Source organism: Streptococcus oralis subsp. oralis, assembly GCF_002096455.1.
GTDB lineage: Bacteria > Bacillota > Bacilli > Lactobacillales > Streptococcaceae > Streptococcus > Streptococcus oralis_CY.
Window position 1 is genome coordinate 310,494 of record NZ_NCUL01000007.1, and the last position, 21,589, is coordinate 332,082.

A 21,589-nucleotide genomic window follows, 5' to 3' on the forward strand; every position below is an offset into this window, starting at 1 on the left:
AGGGAAAGAAATGTCGACAAGCAAAACGTCAAGAATGCTATCTAAATTTTCTGCGTTAGCTTTTGCTATTTTAGGTCTAGCTTCTGTTTTGATAGGCGTTGTTAGAGCAGATAATCCTGTTTCAAAAGAATTGACACAAGTAATTACAGGCATCGATCTATTAGATGCTTCAGATACTAAGCAAAATGTGAGTTCAGAAGGAGATTTCTCGCTTCGTACGAATTTAGCATATAAGCTTCGCGTGACTTTTGATCTCAAACAGTATAATGAACATCTGAATAATGGAGATTATTTTACCTTTGATATACCTGCTCCTATGGCAGTTTATGAGGGGAGTCAGGATTTAATTGATCCGACAACAAAAGTTACTATTGGAGAAGCTGAAGTGACTTCAAATGGTACTGATCAAGGTGGGAAAGCAAAAATCACCTTGAAAAATTTGGATAAATACCTAGAGAAAACTGGTGGAGATAAGGTAAAGGATGTGTCAGGGAATTTTTCTGTTTCTTTTAGATTCTTAAAGGATCAGAATAAAACCCGCATTAATTTTAATTCATCCTCATTGAAGCAAGAAGTGACTCACATTTATTCATCAAAAACAATCGATGGTCCCAAAGTTGGTACTGAAAATTACGCTAAAATTGGGGGTCGTGCTGCCCTTGAAAATTGGAACTCTCCAAAACTGGCTGAGATTGGTTCGGTTAGCAAGGGAGATGCATGGTCTACCTGGCGTGTACGTGTAAATACAGAGAAACAAGACTTAGGACAAAATATTGTATTACATGATACTATACCAAATGATGATACTAGTTACACTCCCGCCCAGTATATTCCTGAGACTCTAAAAGTGTATAAGGCAAATATCACTGTTGGGACTTCTGCTGTTCCAGATGATGCAGTATTGTTAACGGAGGGACAAGACTATACCGTTTCGTGGAACGAAAACTATACTTCATTCGATATCATTTTTAAAGATGGAACGACCTCTTATATAGTATCTTATAACACAACAACTCCTAATGATGGAAGTAAAGTAGGAAATAGGGTTGCACTGTCATTGGCTGACGGGACTAAATTAGCACAGAACACAAGTCGTCCGGGAGCACTTGATATGACAGCTGAGGCGACATCTTTGATTTCTGGTACGATTGTAGCATCTACTGCTTACCAAATTAAGATTCATAAGACTGATGCCTTCACTCTTGCTCCAGTTTCGGGTGCAGTATATACTGTGACAGCAGCAGATGATGCAAGTGAAACAACAGAAGTGACTACGAATGAAAAAGGAGTAGCGCTTACGAAAACTTATGATCAGAAATGGGAAGGTAAAACGTTTAAGATCAAAGAGAAGACTGCTCCATCAGGCTATAAACTAGATGAAAAAGAGTATACAGTCAAACTCGGTGCTGCGGGTTCTACTATTCATCTTAAAGACGAACCTGTTCCAGCTGTATTCAATGTGACGGCTAAGAAAGTAGTAGAAGGACGTGCAGATAAGCTTCCAAAAGCAGATGAGTTTACCTTTAACCTGTTTACTGCAGAGAACTTGAAGGATCCAGTAGCCACAGCAAAATCAAAAGCTGATGGGACTATTACCTTTGAGAATCTCCAAGTAAAAGGTGCGGGAACTTATCACTACATCATCAAAGAAGACACTTCAACAGCAGTTGCAGGCGTTACATTTGATACAGAAGCCAAGGAAGTTACTGTAGCAGCAACTTTCCAAAGTGGAGTTTTAACAGCAACTGTCACATCTGCAGAACCAACTTTCACTAACACCTATAAAGCAACTCCAGCTAAAGAAACTATCACAGCTAAGAAAGTCTTGAACGGTAAAGACCTTGAAGCTGATAAATACGAATTCGAACTTAAAAAAGGTGACAAAGTTGTTTCAACAGCTAAAAACGCTGCAGACGGCACCGTTACTTTCAAAGAAATTGAGTTCGAAACAGCAGGTGATTACACTTACACTATCACTGAAAAAGCGGGTAGTGAAAAAGGTGTGACATACGATACTGCTAAACACGAAGTTAAGGTAAAAGTTACAGATAACGGCCAAGGTCAACTTGTTGCAACTGTTACAGGTAACAACCCAACCTTCACCAACACTTATAAAGCAGCTCCAGCAAAAATTGCTATCGAAGCTAAAAAAGTTTTGAATGGTAAAGAGCTAGAGATAGATGAGTTTGAGTTTGAACTGAAAGAGGGTGACAAGGTTGTTGCGACAGCAAAGAATGCTGCGGGTGGATTGATTCGTTTTTCTGAAATTAGCTATTCAACAGCAGGAGTATATAACTACACTATTACAGAAAAGGTTGGCAATAAACTTGGTGTAACTTATGATAAAACAGAACATCCAGCAACTGTAGAAGTGAAAGATAATGGCGAAGGTCAACTTGTCGCGACAGTTACAAGTGAAACACCAGTTTTCGTTAATGACTATAAAGCGGAACCTGCGCAGGCTACAATCAAAGCTAAGAAAGTCTTGAAAGGAAAAGCGCTTGAAGCTGATGCTTATACTTTCGAACTGAAAGAAGGTTCAGACCTTGTAGCTACGGCTAAGAATACTGCCTCAGGAGAAGTTGTCTTCAACGTCACTTTCTCAGCAGCAGGCGATTACGCTTACACTATTACTGAAAAAGCTGGTGACGATAAAACAATCACTTATGATCAAACTGCGTATGAAGTGTTCGTCACTGTTGCGGATGATGGTAAAGGCCAATTGGTTGCGACTGTAGAAGTTGCGGATACAGAACGGGTCTTCACAAATATTTATACAGCACCAGCTCCAACAGCTACATCAGCAACACTTGAGTTTACGAAAGAATTGACTGGTCGTACTTTGGTTGATGGTGAGTTCCAATTTGAATTGTACAAAGATGGACAAAAAATTGATACAAAAACAAACCAAGGTGGAAAAGTAACATTTAATGCAATCAACTATGATGCAGAAGGTGAGTATACTTATACGGTAAAAGAAGTGAATGCTGGAGCAACTGGTATTACTTATGATACAGATAAGACTGCAAAGGTAAAAGTAACCAAAGATGTAGCAACCAACACTTTGAAGGCAGCTGTTGAATATCCAGCAGGTAGTGTCTTCAAGAATAGCTTCAAAGCACCAGCGGTAGAAGCTACGATTGAAGCAACTAAGAAACTTGAAGGTAAAGAACTTGCGGCTGACGCTTATACTTTCGAATTGAAAGAGAAAGGCGCAGTTGTAGCTACAGCTAAGAATACTGCCGAAGGTAAAGTAGCCTTTGTTCGTTCATTCGAAGAAGCAGGTACTTACACTTATACCTTGGTTGAAAAAGTTGGTACTGAAGAGGGTATTGAATACGATAAGACGGAGCATATCGTAACAGTCACTGTAGTTGCGGATGATCAAGGTCTCTTGACTGCAAAGGTTTCGTATGCCAATGGTAAAGAAGTTGTATTTACAAATAAATACACTGTTCCAACACCAACGCCAGAACCAAATCCAGCTCCAAATAATCCAGGAACAACGCCAGATCCAGCACCAACACCAGATCCAACGCCAAATAATCCAGGAACAAATCCAACTCCAGGAACAGAACCAAGTGATCCAGGACAAAAAGAGGATCCAAAACCAGCACCTCCAGCTACTGAGACTAAAGGTAAAGCTGAACTTCCAAACACAGGGGAAGCAACCTCTATCCTTTCTGCGCTTGGATTTGTAGTCTTGGCATTGAGTGGATTGGTATTCTTCGTAAAACGCAAAGCTTAAGCTTTTGTAGAAGAAACATGAAACTTGGTAAGTGAGAATATTTCTTCTCTCTTAAACTTGATAGAGAAAGTCTCTAGAAAATTCGTTTTCTAGGGGCTTTTTTTGTACTTCAAAAAATTTTTTAAAAATAGTCAAATTTGGTCAAAAACTATTGACTTTTACTGACCAATGTGATATAGTAGGAACATAAGGAAAATGAATTCCTTAGAAAACTTCATTTTCAATGATTCTATTTCTTGAAAATGTACGATAGATACCCTAGAAAGGGGTGAGGCCTATGTTAAATCTAACAGACTTTGAAAAGAAGATGATAAAAGGCTTATTTAAGAAAGAAAAACCAGAAATTATACGTAGGGTAGCTAGTTAGCTAGTCTAAAATTTTTAAAACAAAGGTCAAAGATAGTCAATATCAGAGATCGCATATAATTAAGAATAAACGAGGTAAAGAATATGAACAACAACTTTAATAACTTTAACAACATGGATGATTTATTTAACCAATTGATGGGTGGTATGCGAGGATATAGTTCTGAAAACCGTCGCTACTTGATTAATGGACGTGAAGTGACACCTGAGAAATTTGCTCACTATCGTGCAACTGGGAAATTACCAGGAAATGCAGAAGTTGATGGACAAATGCAACAACACGTTTCAGGTATGAAACAAGACGGTGTCCTTGCTAAACTAGGTCGTAACTTGACAGCGGAAGCTCGTGAGGGTAAGTTGGATCCTGTTATCGGACGAAACAAGGAAATTCAAGAAACATCTGAAATCCTCTCACGTCGTACGAAAAATAATCCTGTTCTAGTTGGAGATGCAGGTGTTGGTAAGACAGCCGTTGTCGAAGGTCTAGCGCAAGCCATTGTGAATGGAGATGTTCCAGCTGCTATTAAGAACAAGGAAATTATTTCCATTGACATCTCAGGTCTTGAGGCTGGTACTCAATACCGTGGTAGCTTTGAAGAAAACGTTCAAAACTTAGTCAATGAAGTGAAAGAAGCAGGGAATATTATCCTCTTCTTTGATGAAATTCACCAAATCCTTGGCGCTGGCTCAATCGGTGGAGATAGTGGTTCTAAAGGTCTTGCAGATATTCTCAAACCAGCTCTCTCTCGTGGTGAGTTGACAGTGATTGGGGCAACGACTCAAGACGAATACCGTAACACCATCTTGAAGAATGCAGCTCTTGCTCGTCGTTTCAACGAAGTCAAGGTCAATGCTCCTTCAGCAGAGGATACTTTTAAAATCCTTCAAGGGATTCGTGATCTTTATCAACAACACCACAATGTTATCTTGCCAGATGAAGTCTTAAAAGCAGCAGTTGATTATTCCATCCAGTACATTCCTCAACGCAGCCTGCCAGATAAGGCTATCGACCTTGTCGATGTAACGGCTGCTCACTTGGCAGCTCAACATCCTGTAACAGATGTTCATGCTGTTGAACGGGAAATTGAGGCAGAAAAAGACAAGCAAGAAAAAGCAGTTGAGGCAGAAGACTTTGAAGCAGCTCTCAATGCTAAAACACGTATTGCAGAATTAGAGAAAAAAGTCGAAAACCACACAGAAGACATGAAAGTGACTGCAAGCATCAACGATGTGGCTGAATCTGTGGAACGAATGACAGGTATCCCAGTTTCACAAATGGGAGCATCAGATATCGAACGTTTGAAAGATATGGCTCATCGCTTGGAACACAAGGTTATCGGCCAAGACAAGGCGGTTGAAGCTGTAGCTCGTGCTATCCGTCGTAACCGTGCTGGTTTTGATGAAGGCAATCGCCCAATCGGTAGCTTCCTCTTTGTAGGTCCAACTGGGGTTGGTAAGACAGAACTTGCTAAGCAATTAGCGCTCGATATGTTTGGTACTAAAGATGCGATCATCCGCTTGGATATGTCTGAATACAGTGACCGCACAGCCGTATCTAAATTAATCGGTACAACAGCAGGTTATGTTGGGTATGATGACAATAGCAATACCTTGACAGAACGTGTTCGTCGCAATCCTTATTCTATCATTCTCTTGGACGAAATTGAAAAGGCTGATCCTCAAGTAATCACCCTTCTCCTCCAAGTATTGGATGACGGTCGTTTGACCGATGGTCAAGGAAATACAGTGAACTTCAAGAACACGGTCATTATCGCGACATCAAATGCTGGATTTGGCTATGAAGCTAACTTGACAGAAGATGCAGATAAACCAGAATTAATGGATCGTTTGAAACCATACTTCCGTCCAGAGTTCCTTAACCGCTTTAACGCAGTTATCGAGTTCTCACACTTGAATAAGGAAGACCTTTCTAAGATTGTGGACTTGATGTTGGCGGAAGTCAACCAAACCTTGGCTAAGAAAGACATTGATTTGGAAGTCAGCCAAGCAGCTAAGGACTTTATCACAGAAGAAGGCTATGACGAAGTTATGGGTGTTCGTCCTCTCCGTCGCGTGGTTGAACAACAAATTCGTGATAAGGTAACAGATTTCCACTTGGATCATCTAGATGCCAAACATTTGGAAGCAGATATGGAAGATGGCGTTTTGGTCATTCGTGAAAAAGCCTAACTTACGATTTTGAGAATAAAAAAAGAAGGAACTGGCTAAAAGCTGGTTCCTTTTGTGTTTAGATGATATGGCGTTCAAAGGCATCATCTGAGATTCCTTGTTCCAGGATGAGTTTTGCCCATTCTTTAGCAGAAAAGAGGCTGTGGTCCTTGTAGTTTCCGCAAGATTCGATGGTTGTTCCAGGAACATCTTCCCAAGTAGTGGTTTCAGCAATTTCCTTGAGCGAATCCTTAATAACAGCAGCAATTTCAGCACTGGTATGGCGTCCCCACATAATCATGTGGAAGCCTGTACGGCAACCAAATGGCGAACAGTCAATCATGCCGTCGATGCGGGTACGGATGAGTTTGGCTAAGAGGTGCTCAATGGTGTGAAGCCCTGCTGTAGGGATTGAGTCTTCGTTTGGTTGTACCAAGCGGATATCAAAGTTGGAGATGACATCTCCCTTTGGCCCTGTTTCTTCTCCAATCAAGCGAACATAGGGTGCTTTGACAATGGTGTGGTCAAGTTCAAAACTTTCAACAATAACTTCTTTTGACATGGTAGTTCCTTTCAGTTTTCTTCTTTCATTATATCATAAAGGGTGCTGTTGATGGAGTTTGATAAATGACTTTTTTGGTACTAGAATGATAATAAAGTCTCTATACATAAACCTCAGAACTATAAAGAAAGAATGGAGAGAAGAATACCTTGTGAAAGAAAAGTTTAGTTTTTCTAGTGGAACTAAGGTGACTTTTGAAAAGTGGGCCAACTTTTTCTGAAATTTCTGTTTAATCTCTGAACTAATTCTGAACTAGATTGGGTATACTGGAGAAAATAAAGATAAAGGAGTTCAGTATGGAACATATTGTAAAAATTGATCGTGTTTCTAAAAAATATGGAGACAAGCAAATTTTAAAGGATATTTCTTTTACAGCTAGGAGTGGTCGCATTACGGCTTTTCTAGGACATAATGGTGCAGGAAAAAGCTCGACCTTGAGGATTCTCTTGGGCTTAGATCGGGCGACAGCAGGAACTGCGACTTTTGATGGACAAACCTATCAGTCAATGATTTATCCTCTCAAAACAGTAGGTGCAGCTTTTGATGGTATTGGCGGTCTGCCAAATCGAAAGGTCTATGACCACTTGAGGATTATTGCGGCGAGTAATGCTATTCCCAAGTCTCGGATCGATGAGGTTTTAGAGATGACTGGGATTGCTCATAAGAGGAAGGACCTCTTGTCAAGCCTGTCTCTGGGGGAAGGTCAGCGGTTGGGTTTGGCAGCAGCTTTGCTGGGAGATCCTCAGTTTCTTATATTAGATGAGCCGACCAATGGACTGGATCCAAGTGGGATTAAGTGGTTTAGAAAGTTCATCCGTCAGCAGGCTGATTTAGGGAAAACGGTACTTCTATCTTCTCATATCCTATCAGAGGTGCAAATGGTGACAGATGATGTAGTCTTGATTCATCATGGGCAAATTATTGAGCAGGGACGATTGGAAGAGGTGCTGCAAGATTCAGACAGTCTAGAAGACCTCTTTTTTGACTTGACAGAGGAGGCTTAAGATGAAAGAAACGATGTCCTTATTGCATTCAGAATGGTTGAAAATTTGCTCAACTAAGGCTTTCAGAGTGAGTATGGCCTTCATGCTGCTCTTGGTGCCTGTCGTATCCTGGTTGGAGGGCCGACAGTATCTGTCTATCGGCTTGGATGCTACACCTGAGACGGTTCCTAATCTGATAAACGCCATTGATCCGCTGGAATATCTAGGTCTCAACGGGGCTTCTATGGCGGTCATGGTTTTGGTCATTTTAGCTGGAATTTTGGGAGCTATGGAATTTCAGTCTCATAGCTTGAGAACCAGTCTCTTGACCTGTAATAACCGCCTGAAGTTGCTTGTGGGGAAACTCATGACCTTTGCTTGCTTTTCTCTTGCCACTAGCTTTTTATCAATCTACTTTAGTTATATGGTCATGCATCTGGCTTTAGGAAAGGAAGGGCTTGATCCGATTTTGCTCAATCAGGCAGCTTGGAGTTTGATTTTGTGGAAAACCTTATCTCTAACCTTATTGGGAATCCTTTCGTTTTTGTTAGGTTTATTGGCTCGGACCATGCTAGTTCCTCTGCTTTTTCTCGTACCCCAAATCTATAATTTAGGAAACTACCTAGCTGCTCACACGAGTTGGGGAGCTTATCTGCCCCAGCCCGCAGGAGAGTTATTTGTTGCAACGCCGACTTCCCAATATGCCAACAATCCCTTGCAAGGACTCTTGATACTAAGCGTATGGTTGCTAGTTATCGGCGTCATGGCCTCTCTGCGCTTTTTGAAGACGGATTTAGGAGGACGCTACTGATGATAAAAGCTCTGCTTAAAAGTGAATGGATTAAGTTTCGTTCTTACTATCTCGTTCTTGGTGCCGCCTTTGTGGCTCTGGTAGTCGTTCCTTTTTTTCTGATGAATCTTGACTACAGTCAGACAGCAGTTGGCCAGACAAAGGCTCTGAGTGAAGCTTTGCATGCTCTCTATCTGGCGCAGCCTGTCATCGTCATCTTTACTTCCCTCTATTTTGCCCAGGAGTTTGTCAAGTCTGGGATGCGAACGAATTTTCTAACCGTATCAAATAGAAAGGCTTGGTTGGCTGGGAAATTCCTTTTTCTGGCCGTTCTGCTCTTGGTTCTCTACAGTGTCATGATAGGCAGCTGTTTCTTTGTTATGCTGGCTCGATTTGACCTAGACTTTAGCTGGCCCTTACTGGGGAAATTCCTCTATTACAGCTCTTTTGGTCTTCTCAGCAATCTTTTTCTGGCTCTTTTAGCTGCTGGCCTCGCTTTGCTCTTTCAATCTTGGGTTGTGCCGGTGTCGGTGCTATTTCCTCTCTTGATTGGTCTTAGCCGTTTATTGGCAACTTTTATCAAAGAAGCAAAGTACCTGCCCGATCTGGCTACGCTAAATCTTTTTGAGTTTGAAGGGCTTCAGCATTCAATAGATCTATCAGGGTTGGGAATACAGCTGTTCTGGCTAGCTTTGATTTGGAGCTCTGCTATATTCTTGACCTTGAAACGAGATGTTCGCTAGAGGTATGCTATAATGGAAATCATGAGACAGTATCGTATTTTGGTGGTTGATGACGACCGGAGCATTTTAAAGCTGGTGAAAAACGTCCTAGAGCTCGATGCTTATGACGTGACGACGCTTGATCGGATAGAAGAGCTAGAGCTGACGGATTTTGTAGGATATGATTTGATTCTGCTAGATGTGATGATGGCGCCTGTTAATGGTTTTGAGCTGTGTTCCTACATTCGTCCTCATCTTTCGTGTCCAATTATCTTTCTGACGGCTAAGGAGTTAGAGGCGGACAAGGTGGAAGGGCTCTTTCGCGGAGCAGATGACTATATTGTCAAACCTTTTGGGACCAAAGAATTGCTGGCGCGTGTCAGAGCTCATCTTCGGCGGGAGGAAAGACGGGAGGAGCGCTATTCCGAAATTGCTTCTTGTCAATTTTATCCAGAGCTCTATGAAGTTGCCTGTTTTGGTAAAGTCTTGAAATTTTCAGAGCGAGAGTTTAAGTTGCTACATTTACTAGCTAGCAATCCCAAGCAGACCTTTTCAGCTGAACGCCTGCATACCTTGCTTTACCCAGAAAGCTCAGAAACACAGCTTCGCTCTATCTCAGAATACGTATATCAGATTCGCCAAAAATGCAAACAAGAAGGTCTGCAAGCAATCGCAACAGTGAGAGGAGTAGGCTATAGATGGCAATTAGAACCCGAAATTTCAAAAGCCTAGTCTGGACAACTAGCTTGAAAATCGTCTTTTTTCATGTTTTGATTTTTGTGCTTATAGGCTATGAATTTACGCAAGGAAGTGATTACGTTCTTTTCACCTTGTTCTTCTGGGCAGGGAGCTTGCTGCTGATTACTTTTTATCATATTTTGAAATTGCTCCGAAAAATCGACAGGGAAATAAAAATGCTAAAGAGCGAGAAGCTTTTAGAAGAAAATCAAAGTCAGCTTTTTCGGATTGAGGAAATGCTAGAAGTTTATAGCGATTTACGGAGCAGCCACCAAGAAAATGCTCATCTTCTAGAAAGAGAGCAGCAGCATAATCAGGAGTTGATTTTACAGCTATCAGCGACATCGCACGATTTGAAGACGCCCCTAACTGTAATTAAGGGGAATGCTGAACTCTTGGAATTGGCGCAGTTAGGCCAGCCACAGGCAGACTATGCTTCTGAGATTTTGCAGGCCAGTCACAAGATGGAAGAGTATTGTGGCTCTTTGATTGATTACGCTAAGACTTTTCAGATTGATTCTAATCAGTTCATTCAGCTTTCCTTAGGGGATTTTTTGGCTTATCTACAGGATGATTGGGCACTGTTCAGCAAACAGGAAAGCTATCATTTTTATCTCCAAGAAGATTGTGATCTTAGCTTGAGATTGTCCATTCATTTGGACTATCTCAAGCGGGCTTTGCTCAATATCTTACTGAATGCGCTTGAACATGCTAATCAGGACCAAAAGGAAGTCAAGCTAACGGTATCAGTGCAGCAGGACCAGTTGGTTTTTGCTATCTGGAACAATGGCCCTGCATTTTCTGAGGAGATGCTGCTGGGAGCAGAACTGCTCTTTTACCAGAGTGACCAAAGCCGCAATTCAACTAATCCCCATCATGGTATCGGCTTAGCCTTTTCTAAGCAGGTAGCTCTCTTGCATGGTGGTCGTCTGACCCTGCTCAATCTAGACCAAGGAGGAGCCTGTGTCGAGTTGACAATTTCATTGAAATAAATGAGAATGGAAAATCATAAAAACGCATAATACCAAGTGTCCAAAAGACTTGATATTATGCGTTTGATTTTTTTTATTATGTAAAGATTTACTGGATTTTTCTTTCAAATGGAGTTTTTGTCCAGCCTCGTTTAATTACTTCCGATACAAGCGATCGTATTGGTAGTATGGGTCAAAGGTTACGTTGATGCCTAGCTTGCGAAGGACGTTCTTGTCTTCATCGGTCAAGATGATGGTTGAATGAGCTTCGCTTCCTTTGAGATTCCCAAGTTCTTCCATGGCACGCGCAGCATCAGGATTTTCCATAGCTGTGATTGCAAGTGCAATCAAAATTTCATTTGAGTGGAGGCGAGGATTGCGGCTACCTAGATGATCGATTTTAAGACCTTGAATTGGTTTGACGACTTCAGGCTCGATTAGTTTCACTTCCTTAGCGATGTCAGCTGATTTTTTGATAGCATTGATCAAGGCAGCAGCTGTAGGACCAAAGAGTTCAGAGTTTTTACCAGTCACGATTTCCCCATTTGGCAATTCAAGGGCTAGGGCAGGGCCACCAGTTTCTTCTGCTTTTTGGCGTGCAGCAACAGCTACCTTACGGTCTGCAGGTGTGATGCCGAGGTCGTTCATGAGAAGTTCAATCTTCTTGACAGCAGTTTCTCCGACTTTTTCAGCTTTAAAATCAAGAACAGTTTGATAGTAGCGACGGATGATTTCTTGTTTAGAAGCTTCGACAGCAGCTTCATCATCTGTAATAGCGAAACCAACCATGTTGACACCCATGTCTGTTGGTGAAGCGTATGGAGATTCACCGAGAATGCGTTCTAACATACGTTTGAGCACTGGGAAAATTTCGATATCACGGTTGTAATTGACAGTAGTTTCTCCGTAGGTTTGGAGATGGAAAGGGTCAATCATATTGACATCATCAAGGTCCGCAGTTGCAGCCTCGTAGGCCAAGTTGACTGGATGATGAAGGGGTAGGTTCCAAACTGGGAAGGTTTCAAACTTAGCGTAACCAGACTTGATGCCATTGAGTTGGTCATGGTACATATTGGACATACAAGTTGCCAATTTTCCAGAACCAGGTCCAGGAGCTGTCACGACGATCAAGTTACGACTGGTTTTGATGTAGTCGTTTTTCCCCATACCTTCTGGAGAAATGATGTGGTCCATATCAGTCGGGTATCCTTTGATTGGATAATGAAGATAGGAATCAATCCCGTTTTTATCTAACTGGTTGCGGAAGGCATCTGCAGCAGGTTGGCCAGCGTACTGTGTGATGACAACCGAACCAACAAAAATTCCCAGCTCATTGAATTTGTCAATCAAACGAAGAACTTCTTGGTCATAAGAAATGCCTAGGTCGCCACGCGCTTTAGAATGCTCGATGTTGCTGGCATTAATGGCGATCACAACTTCAACCTGCTCTTTCAATTCTTGCAAGAGCTTGATTTTATTGTCAGGCTCATAACCAGGAAGGACTCGAGCAGCGTGGAAATCTTCTAACATTTTGCCACCAAACTCCAAGTAGAGCTTGCCGTCAAATTGGTTAATGCGCTCCAAGATATGGTCGCGCTGTAGATTCAAATATTGTTCAGAACTAAAAGCTTGTTTTTTCATTTTTTTACCTCTGACCTCTATTATAATAAAAAATTGGGAGTTAGGAAACTATGGAGCTAAAAAAGAAATCAAAAAGATTAGGCAAACGCTTGCACTAAGTTTTAAAAAGCGCTATCATAGACTATAGATTATTAAAATAATGAGGTAAACAGATGCAAGAAAAATGGTGGCACAATGCCGTAGTCTATCAAGTATATCCCAAGAGCTTTATGGATAGCAATGGAGATGGAATTGGTGATTTGCCAGGAATTACTAGTAAGTTGGACTATCTAGCTAAGTTAGGGATTACAGCTATTTGGCTTTCTCCTGTTTATGACAGTCCGATGGATGATAATGGCTACGATATTGCTGATTATCAAGCGATTGCAGCTATTTTCGGGTCCATGGAGGACATGGAGCAACTCATCGCAGAAGCTAAGAAGCGTGATATTCGAATTATCATGGACTTGGTAGTCAATCATACCTCGGATGAACACGCCTGGTTTGTTGAGGCCTGTGAAAATCCTGATAGCCCTGAGCGAGACTACTATATCTGGCGGGATGAGCCCAATGATTTGGAGTCTATCTTTAGTGGATCCGCCTGGGAATACGATGAAAAGTCGGGTCAATACTATCTCCACTTTTTCAGTAAGAAACAGCCGGATCTCAACTGGGAGAATGAAAAACTGCGCCAGAAAATTTATGAGATGATGAACTTCTGGATTGATAAGGGCATTGGCGGTTTCCGTATGGATGTCATTGATATGATTGGGAAAATTCCTGACGAGAAAGTAGTCAATAACGGTCCTATGCTCCATCCCTATCTCAAGGAAATGAATCAGGCGACCTTTGGTGACAAAGATCTCTTGACAGTAGGAGAGACCTGGGGAGCAACACCAGAGATTGCCAAGCTCTACTCGGATCCAAAGGGACAAGAATTGTCTATGGTCTTCCAGTTTGAACACATCTGTCTTCAGTATCAGGAAGGGCAACCTAAGTGGCACTACCAAAAAGAGTTAAATGTAGGGAAGTTAAAAGAAATCTTCAACAAATGGCAGACAGAGCTGGGAGTTGAAGACGGCTGGAATTCCCTCTTCTGGAACAACCATGATCTTCCTCGTATCGTCTCTATCTGGGGAAATGACCAAGAATACCGTGAAAAATCCGCCAAAGCCTTTGCAATCTTGCTTCATCTCATGAGAGGGACGCCTTATATCTATCAGGGTGAAGAGATTGGAATGACCAACTATTCGTTTGAAACACTGGACCAAGTAGAAGATATTGAATCCCTCAACTATGCGCGTGAAGCTCTTGAAAAAGGCGTTCCGATGGAAGAAATCATGGACAGCATCCGTGTCATCGGTCGTGACAATGCCCGTACTCCGATGCAGTGGGATGAGAGAAAAAACGCTGGTTTCTCAACAGGTCAACCTTGGTTGGCAGTTAATCCAAACTATGAAGAAATCAACGTTCAAGAAGCACTAGCAAATCCAGATTCTATTTTCTATACCTATCAGAAACTGGTTCAAATCCGTAAGGAGAACAGCTGGCTGATTCGAGCTGACTTTGAATTGCTTGATACAGCTGACAAGATCTTTGCTTATATCCGTAAGGACGGTGAGCGCCGCTTCTTAGTTGTAGCTAACTTGTCCAATGAAAAACAAAACTTTTCAGTAGAAGAAAGAGTTAAATCTGTCTTGATTGAAAACACTGAGACTCAAGAAGCAGTTGAAAAACAGGTCTTGGCTCCATGGGATGCCTTCTGTGTGGAACTAGCGGATTAAAATAAGTGAACAGCACCCCAAAAGTTAGATTTTTTCTGTCTGACTTTTGGGGTGCTGTTTAATTTGTGGATGTTTTTTAATTTTACAGATAGAAAAAGAGAAGACCAAATGGTCTTCTCAACGGGGGAACTGAATAATTAGAAAGAATCAATCAGAGAGGGTTATTAGTCTTTGAAATTCTTTTGGAAAATGAGGAGAGACAAGATAGAAGTAATGGCTGCCAAGAAGAGGAAGGCACTTGCTTCTTGTTCCCCAGTTGCAGGGAGTAGTCTTTCCTTGTCTTCTTTGACTGTAGCTGTAACAGGAGCTTTTTCATCTTTTGATGATGAATTATCTGTTACGACTGGAGCAGGTTTTTCAGTCTCTCTTGGGAAAACATACTCAGGAAGGGTCACAACCGGTGGCGCTTCTGTTCCAACTGAGCTTTGTTTGCTACCTACCTCAATCACTCGATCTTGAGCTGGAGTTGCTTCTGTTTGGAGAACCTTGCGATTGTCACCGTCCACTTCAACATACTCGACTAAGAGACCGTCTTTTCCTTCTGATAGAACTTGCTCTTTTCCTTTGTCTAATTGTGGGTTTTCGCGACGAATAGTCTTGAACGGTACGACCTTATTGACGATTTCCAAGCTTGGAAGTGTAAAGACAAGGTCTTTAACCCCTTCCTCAGGACTTGAAGAAGTAATTGGTTTCTCAGGTTGCGCTGGAGTTTCCGGTTGAGTCGGTTTCTCAGGTTGAGCAGGTTTTTCCGGTTGAGTCGGTTTCTCAGGTTGAGCAGGTTTTTCCGGTTGCGCCGGTTGTTCAGGTTGCGCCGGTTTCTCTGGTTGAGTCGGATTTTCAGGCTGAGCTAGCTTTTCAGGCTCGGCAGGTTGTTCCGGTTGCGCTGGTTTTTCCGGTTGCGCTGGTTTTTCCGGTTGCGCCGGTTTTTCAGGCTGAGCCGGAGTTTCCGGTTGCGCTGGAGTTTCCGGTTGCGCCGGTTTCTCAGGTTGCGCCGGTTTCTCAGGTTGAGCAGGTTTCTCAGGTTGCGCTGGAGTTTCAGGTTGAGCTGGCTTTTCCGGTTGAGTCGGCTTTTCAGGCTGAGCAGGTTTCTCAGGTTGAACTGGAGTTTCTGGTTGAGCTGGCTTTTCCGGTTGAGCAGGTTTTTCCGGTTGCGCTGGCTTTTCAGGCTGAACAGGTTTCTCAGGCTGAGCAGGATTTTCCGGTTGCGCTGGTTTTTCAGGCTGAGCTGCTTCGAGCTTGCTGATTTGTTCGAGAGCAGTTTCAAGTGCTTTGTTGACTGCTTCCTGAGTCTTAGCTTCTTGGATGGCAGCAATGGCTTGGTCAGCAATTGCTAACAATTGCTTCTTAGCTTCCTTGTTGGATCCAAGCTCAGCGACTTTTTTCTCGATAGCTTTTGCCAAGCTGTCCATAGCCTTATCGTACTCAATTTCCGGTTGTTTTGGTTGAGCAGGTTGTTCAGGTTGATCAGGTTTAGAAGGTTCTTCAGGCTGTTCAGGTTGCTCTGGACTAGGTTCCTCTTGCCCTCTTTGATAGTTCTCGTCCTTGGACAGGATATCTTGTAAGGCGCTGACAGTCAACATGACTTCTTGAACATCCACTGCATCAGCACTGAGTTGGTTTCTCAATTTTTCTAGATTTGCTTGGAAAGCTTGACGTGCAGTAGCTGTATTTTTCAAACCTGCTGGATCAAAGTTTGACAGATCATCTTTCCATTTAGAGATAGACTGGATGATATCTGCCTTACTGTAGAGTTCACTGCCTTCGCCACGAGTGATGAATTGGTCTACCTGGATACCGATATTTCGAGACAAATCGTTTCGATCAGGATCGAGTTGAAGGGTGACTGCGTGCAAGTTTTCGTCCAGACCTTTTAGGCTAACCAGAGTTTGATTGCCTTGGCGTTGGGCAGCGTGACCGCTAAAGTATTTCTTACCATCAATAGTCGAAGCATTTCCCATGCCATCTTGGTAAGGAACTTCTTTGCCATCTAGGAAGACTTTGTAGATACCATGATTTGGATCAACATAGCCCTTGATATCAAGTCCAGTACCGTAGAAGTAGGCTGTGACAGTTGTCTTTTTCTTTTGCTCATCAGTTAAGCGGCCAAAGGAAGCCCAAGACTCAGTCTTTTGGTATTTGTCTGCCGAATTGGTTTCATGGTGCCAGCCAGGACTGTAATCCAACTGACTAGCTTGGTCATCATAACTTGTTTGGTCCTTGATCAGCAATTCAGCTTTCATCACTTGGATGGTTGCATCGGTAGCAAAACCGAGCAGGGCACCATCAGTGACAGAAGTGAGCTTGGCTTTGAAGTCAAAGACAGAGTCGGCTTGTTCTGTAAAGTCAATCGTTGGGATGGTAACAGTCTTTTCTGTTTCTCCATCTTTAAAGGTCACATCTTGAGTTGTATCTTGGTAAACTTTACCGTGAACTCCAGTTCCAGGTTCTGTGATGAAGCGAACAGTAGCAGTTCCCTTGCTTCCACCAACGCGTTTAATTTTAACAGTGACTGGTTTTCCTTTTTCGACTTCGTAGTTAGTAGACTCGAGTTCAAACATCCCTTTACTATCATTGTTTAGGGTGTAGATTCCTTCTGTAGCAATTGGTTCGCCTGTTTTATTCACGAGGGTAATAGTGTGTTGGCCTGGTGCTAAATCGCCTGTCTCAAAGACTTTTTGGCTGCGTTTACGGCTAGCATTCTTAGTTTGCACATCTGCAACCTTTTGACCATCAACATAGACGGACATTTCTCCATGACCTGGATCGACCGTAGAGACGACATAGGCCTTGGTTCCTGTGAAGGTATAGCTAACTTTGGCATCTTTTTGATTGGTCCACATAGAAGTGCCACGAACACCTTCAGATTCATTGTACCAAGTTGTACCGGCTGTATCCGCCGTTGTGTTTGAGTGGTATTCAAGTCCAAGAGGGTAGCCATCTGTCTTTTCAATGCTACTTGGTGTCTTGTAGACTGAGAAGTTGGTCAAGATTGGAGTTGCTTGAGCACCGGTGATGGTTACACGGATTTTTTGTGCTTCAACAGGCTTGCCTTGAACCAAGCGACGGTAACCAACGGTCGAACCTTCACCGTATGTCACCCAGCGTCCGTTGATTTCGACTTCAATCTTGAAACCAGAGATACGTTGACCTTTGGCAATATCTTCCTTGAGTTCAACGACGTCAAAGCGTCTCTTTTGCCCCAAATCGACTGTAAAGCTACCGGTTGTGGCATCATTTGAGAGCGCCCAGCTGGTGTCATCTTTACCGTCTGTGAGGTGGCTTTCCTTGTAAAGGTGGTTTTGACGAGTAGAACTTGCTGTTACAGTGGCACCTTTGGCAAAGTCAGTGGAATACATTTGGTCTAGGGTTGCTTTGAATTCCTTCAAGCGAGCCACATCCGCATCTGCGAATTTTCCTTCTTTATTTGGTGGAATATTGAGAAGGAGTGGCGTTCCACGACCAACAGACTTGAAGTAGATGTCCATCAACTCTTTGAGTGATTTCGGCTGTTGATTGTCATGGTAGAACCAACCAGAACGGATCGAAACGTCAGCTTCCCCTACAGAGTACATATCACCATCTGGGTCACCATGGTTGAGGTATTCGTTTTTCACATCGTCTGTGATGTTGGCCCGTTTGACTTTATGCCATACAGGATCACCTGCGATTCCCCGTTCATTTCCAATCCAGCGAACGCTTGTCGGTTGAGCAGAGAAGATGGCGATATCTCCTTCAGCTTCTTTGATGTATTTGAACCATTCATCAAAGGTATAGGTTACTTTTTGGGCACCGCTACCACGCGCACCGTCCATCCAAACCTCGATAAATTTCCCTTTATTTCCGTATTTTGGATTTCCAAGGATTTCTTTCAGTTGGTTGAGATAGTATTGGTTGTATTCTTTTTCGGTTGCAACATGGTATTTTGGATGATTGGCATCCCATGGTGACAAGTAAACACCCATATTCATGTCATACTTGCTAGCAGACTTGGAAACTTCTTCGAGAAGGTCACCCTTTCCATCTTTCCATGGGCTAGCAGCTACAGTATGATCTGTATACTTAGAAGGGTAAGCAACGAAACCGTCGTGGTGTTTAACAACCATAATGGTTCGTTTGAAGCCCGTTTCCTTCAGAGTGCGAATCCATTGGTCTGTATCCAAGTTGGTTGGATTGAAGTATCGAGGATCTTCTTTCCCATTTCCCCATTCAGAATTGGTATAGGTGTTCATTCCGTAGTGGATGAAGGCTGCCAATTCTTCCTTGTGGTAATCGAGTTGAGCCTTGCTTGGAAGAGGTCCATGATTGCCAATCTCAGTTTCTTTATCTTCTGGATGAGCAACTGGAGGAGTCGGTGTGGCAGGATTGGTCGTATCAGTGATTGGCTCGTATTCAAAGACGACTTCATTCACACCTTTTTGCTGGATCCTTGCTTCCAAGCTAGCCTTAACCGGACGGTAGCCAGCAATGTCTTTTGCATGGAAGGTGTTGACAAAGGAAACCTCATACTCTTGGCCTTCATTGTTATCAACTGTCGCCTCAGCTAGTTCAGTACTTGTTCCTTTTTGACGGTAGTAAACTTTGAAGGAGCCTTTGTTGACTTTATAGACCACCTTGATGACACGGGTACCAGCAGGCGCTTTGCTGACAACATTGTGATCTTCAGCCCAAGCATCTTTTAGTTGTTTATTGACCGCTACACCATCAATGGATACAATTTCGTATTTATCTTTATTCTTCTGATAGAAGTCCGTTTTCTCGATTTCTTTTTTGAAATTGTAGTCAAATGGAGAATCAACAGCTGTCTGTTCGATAAAGGTATCATTATCTTTGACAGGATTTCCTTCTTCGTCTTCGTGTTGAATAACAACACGACCGTATTCAACTCCCTTGGTCAAGGTAGCAATCCCATCTTGGTTGAAGGAATATTCGTTGCTTCCGATAACAGCTGTTTCGTTCCGAAGCATACGTCCTTCATCGGTAAAGTAGTAACGATTTCCGTTATCACCTTGGTACCAGCCTTTCACACCATACTTGGCAATCATGTCCTTCACCCATTTCAGTTGTTCAGGTGAAAGGACGAGTCCGCCACCAAAGCGATCCTTTTCAGCCACACCATTGTCAACGGTTCCGTGTTGGTGAACCCCCAGAACTTTTCCTTGGCTATCGACAATCCCGCCACCAGACAAACCAGATACAGAAGTGGTTTTATAGGTGATACCAGTCGTTCCCTTATCATCATAGGACTCAACAGATCGGATGGTCCCATCTGCCTTGTAAAGCTGACCAGCTAGGATAGGTTGTTTCAGTTCTTTGGAGCTCGAGTCAGTTGGATAGCCAATCGTACTGATGGCTTCTCCCGGCTGATGCGTCTTGTGCTCCGCTAAAGGCGCAAAGGTTGCTGCTTTGTTTGGACTAGCAATCGGAAGAGGAATAGGAGCTTCTACAAGAGCAAGGTCGTTTTTATAGCCTTTTCCAAACTCCTTCTTGTTCCAGAAATGAATGTCCTTTTCTCTAAATAGAACCGTAGTTCCAGAAGATGGAAGTGAGTTTTTCTTTTCGCTGTTTGAACCAACGTTATAGTAAAACTGGGCAGATTTTCCACCACGAATGTGACCCTCGCCAGTTTCTTTATTGGCCTCTAGGAAGTTATGAGCAACGGTAAGGATCAGGTTAGGTGCTACGAAGATACCTGAGCCTGAAACGAGGTAGCGTTGTTCCCCTGCATTGTAAGTGCTGTAAACCATAGTAGCAGCAGTAGCAGGTTGCCCCTCGTAGTTGATGTGTTTGAGGTCTTGTCCACCGTTAATGATGGCACGGTTTCCGTTCTCAGCTTCTTTTGGAGCTTCTTCCTTGTCCTTTAGAATGCTCTTAGTTTCTACCTTTGGACTAGCTTTCTGGTCAACGATAGTAGTCGTATCGAGTTCTTTGACAGGTGTGTCTGGATAGGCACGGTCCTGAATGTCTTCAGGGAGCAAGTCAGCACTGTTGGTATCGGCAACAGGTGTTTCTTGTTTTTCAACTTCTACACGGCCTTCTTCTTTGACTGGTTCAGCCTTGGTCTCTTCTATATCTGCGACTTGTTTCATTTGCTGATCTAAATTGGATGTCGTGGCAGGAGACGTTTCGTCTGCACGCACGGTTCCAGAAGCAAAAAATGCCAGTCCGACGATAACAGAGACCACACCTACAGTCAACTTTCGAATGCTAAAAGTTTGCCCTTTTTCAAAAAGGTATCGATTCATAATATACTCCTAGTTTTTAGAAAGGCAGTCAGCTACTGCCCAAGCCCAAGTCTGACTTGGTTACAACTTGATTTAATGAAAAACTCTCTGATAATTTGTAAGCCACCTTACCTCCTTTGTATAAAGCGCTTTCATTTTAAGATAAAAAAATTTAAAAGGTCATTTCTCCCTTAAAATGACTAAAAGTTTTTAATATAACAAATATACTAAATTAATGAAAGAATTGCAATAGCAAAAAGCAAAAAAATAAATATAAATTAAAGAAAATCAGTTACTTTTTAAAGAAAAAACGCATCCTTTCAGGGCTCAAACTAAATGAAAGGATACGTTTTAAAAAGAAATTAAAGTATTTTTTGGAGAGAATCTTGGATGGTTTGGGGGTCTGTTTTGGAAGAGAAGCTCTCAAGGACTTGCCCATCTCGACCAATGAGAAACTTAGCAAAATTCCATTCGATTCGTTTTCCTAGCGGGCCAGATTTCTGGTCTTTTAGCCAAACATAAAGAGGATCTGCCTCCTTGCCGTTGACCTTGACCTTGGCAAAACGAGGAAAAGTAGTCTGATAGTGTAGGCTACAGAAACTATTAATCTCCTCTGCGCTACCGGGTGCTTGTCCCATAAACTGATTGCAAGGGAAATCTAGGATTTCAAAGCCCTGATCTTGATAGCGTTCATAGAGTTCTTGAAGTCCCTGGTACTGGGGGGTTAACCCACATCCGGTAGCAGTGTTGACAATCAAGAGAACGTTACCACGATAGTTATCCAAGGGGATTACTTGGTTGTTTTGGTTTAAAACTGAAAAATCATAGAGTGAAGTCATGAGAGCCTCTTTTCTTTTTCTACATTGTAACAGTTTTTACTATTTTCGTCGAGTCGGATGGGAGAGGTTGCAAGAA

12 protein-coding genes are annotated in these 21,589 nt (G+C 42.5%); 8 read left to right on the forward strand and 4 right to left on the reverse strand.

Features of this window, described 5'->3' with window-relative positions; all coding sequences use genetic code 11:
• The first annotated feature begins 10 nt into the window (after positions 1 to 10).
• Both B7720_RS03995 and B7720_RS04000 read left to right on the forward strand, forming a co-directional pair.
• Positions 11 to 3,748, forward strand: a complete 3,738-nt coding sequence (locus B7720_RS03995) for a Spy0128 family protein (protein ID WP_084856612.1) — start codon at positions 11 to 13, stop codon at positions 3,746 to 3,748.
• Positions 3,749 to 4,198: 450 nt separating this feature from the next.
• Positions 4,199 to 6,304, forward strand: a complete 2,106-nt coding sequence (locus B7720_RS04000; protein ID WP_084856615.1) for an ATP-dependent Clp protease ATP-binding subunit — start codon at positions 4,199 to 4,201, stop codon at positions 6,302 to 6,304.
• A 58-nt stretch (positions 6,305 to 6,362) separates the two neighbouring features.
• Here the strand turns inward: B7720_RS04000 and B7720_RS04005 are convergent, their stop codons facing one another.
• Entirely contained in the window at positions 6,363 to 6,845 is a 483-nt protein-coding gene (locus tag B7720_RS04005; protein ID WP_000032556.1) for an S-ribosylhomocysteine lyase, read from the reverse strand.
• Between the two features lie 296 nt (positions 6,846 to 7,141).
• Here B7720_RS04005 and B7720_RS04010 point away from each other — a divergent pair, with 296 nt between their 5' ends.
• The 5 genes from B7720_RS04010 to B7720_RS04030 are packed head-to-tail and all read left to right on the forward strand — an operon-like array spanning position 7,142 to position 11,070.
• Positions 7,142 to 7,849 carry an ABC transporter ATP-binding protein gene (locus B7720_RS04010; protein ID WP_084856617.1) on the forward strand — a complete coding sequence of 236 codons (708 nt, stop codon included), beginning with the start codon at positions 7,142 to 7,144 and terminating at the stop codon, positions 7,847 to 7,849.
• 1 nt (position 7,850) lies between these two features.
• Positions 7,851 to 8,639, forward strand: coding sequence for a lantibiotic ABC transporter permease (locus B7720_RS04015; protein ID WP_084856620.1), 789 nt, complete (start codon positions 7,851 to 7,853; stop codon positions 8,637 to 8,639).
• The gene (locus B7720_RS04020) at positions 8,639 to 9,361 is read left to right on the forward strand and encodes an ABC transporter permease (protein WP_084856623.1); all 723 of its coding nucleotides are present in this window, start codon (positions 8,639 to 8,641) and stop codon (positions 9,359 to 9,361) included. The genes B7720_RS04015 and B7720_RS04020 overlap by 1 nt, the downstream gene beginning before the upstream one ends.
• Before the next feature lie 12 nt (positions 9,362 to 9,373).
• Positions 9,374 to 10,072 carry a response regulator transcription factor gene (locus B7720_RS04025; protein ID WP_084856625.1) on the forward strand — a complete coding sequence of 233 codons (699 nt, stop codon included), beginning with the start codon at positions 9,374 to 9,376 and terminating at the stop codon, positions 10,070 to 10,072.
• A complete protein-coding gene (locus B7720_RS04030) occupies positions 10,039 to 11,070 on the forward strand; it encodes a sensor histidine kinase (RefSeq protein ID WP_084856627.1) in 1,032 nt (343 codons plus the stop codon). Before B7720_RS04025 ends, B7720_RS04030 begins: the two co-directional genes overlap by 34 nt.
• Positions 11,071 to 11,205: 135 nt before the next feature.
• On the opposite strand, the gene B7720_RS04035 is transcribed toward B7720_RS04030, so the two are convergent.
• Positions 11,206 to 12,690 (reverse strand): DUF1846 domain-containing protein, encoded by a 1,485-nt coding sequence (locus tag B7720_RS04035; protein ID WP_084856628.1) that lies wholly within the window; start codon positions 12,688 to 12,690, stop codon positions 11,206 to 11,208.
• Positions 12,691 to 12,842: 152 nt separating this feature from the next.
• On the opposite strand from B7720_RS04035, the gene B7720_RS04040 reads away from it, so the two are divergent.
• On the forward strand, positions 12,843 to 14,453 hold the full coding sequence (locus B7720_RS04040; protein WP_084856630.1) for a glycoside hydrolase family 13 protein: 1,611 nt from the start codon (positions 12,843 to 12,845) through the stop codon (positions 14,451 to 14,453).
• A gap of 164 nt (positions 14,454 to 14,617) precedes the next feature.
• Here the strand turns inward: B7720_RS04040 and B7720_RS04045 are convergent, their stop codons facing one another.
• Both B7720_RS04045 and B7720_RS04050 read right to left on the reverse strand, forming a co-directional pair.
• On the reverse strand, positions 14,618 to 20,695 hold the full coding sequence (locus tag B7720_RS04045) for an alpha-L-fucosidase (RefSeq protein ID WP_084856632.1): 6,078 nt from the start codon (positions 20,693 to 20,695) through the stop codon (positions 14,618 to 14,620).
• 341 nt (positions 20,696 to 21,036) lie between these two features.
• Positions 21,037 to 21,513: a glutathione peroxidase gene (locus tag B7720_RS04050; RefSeq protein ID WP_084856634.1), complete on the reverse strand. Its 477-nt coding sequence runs from the start codon at positions 21,511 to 21,513 to the stop codon at positions 21,037 to 21,039.
• Between the last annotated feature and the right edge of the window lie 76 nt (positions 21,514 to 21,589).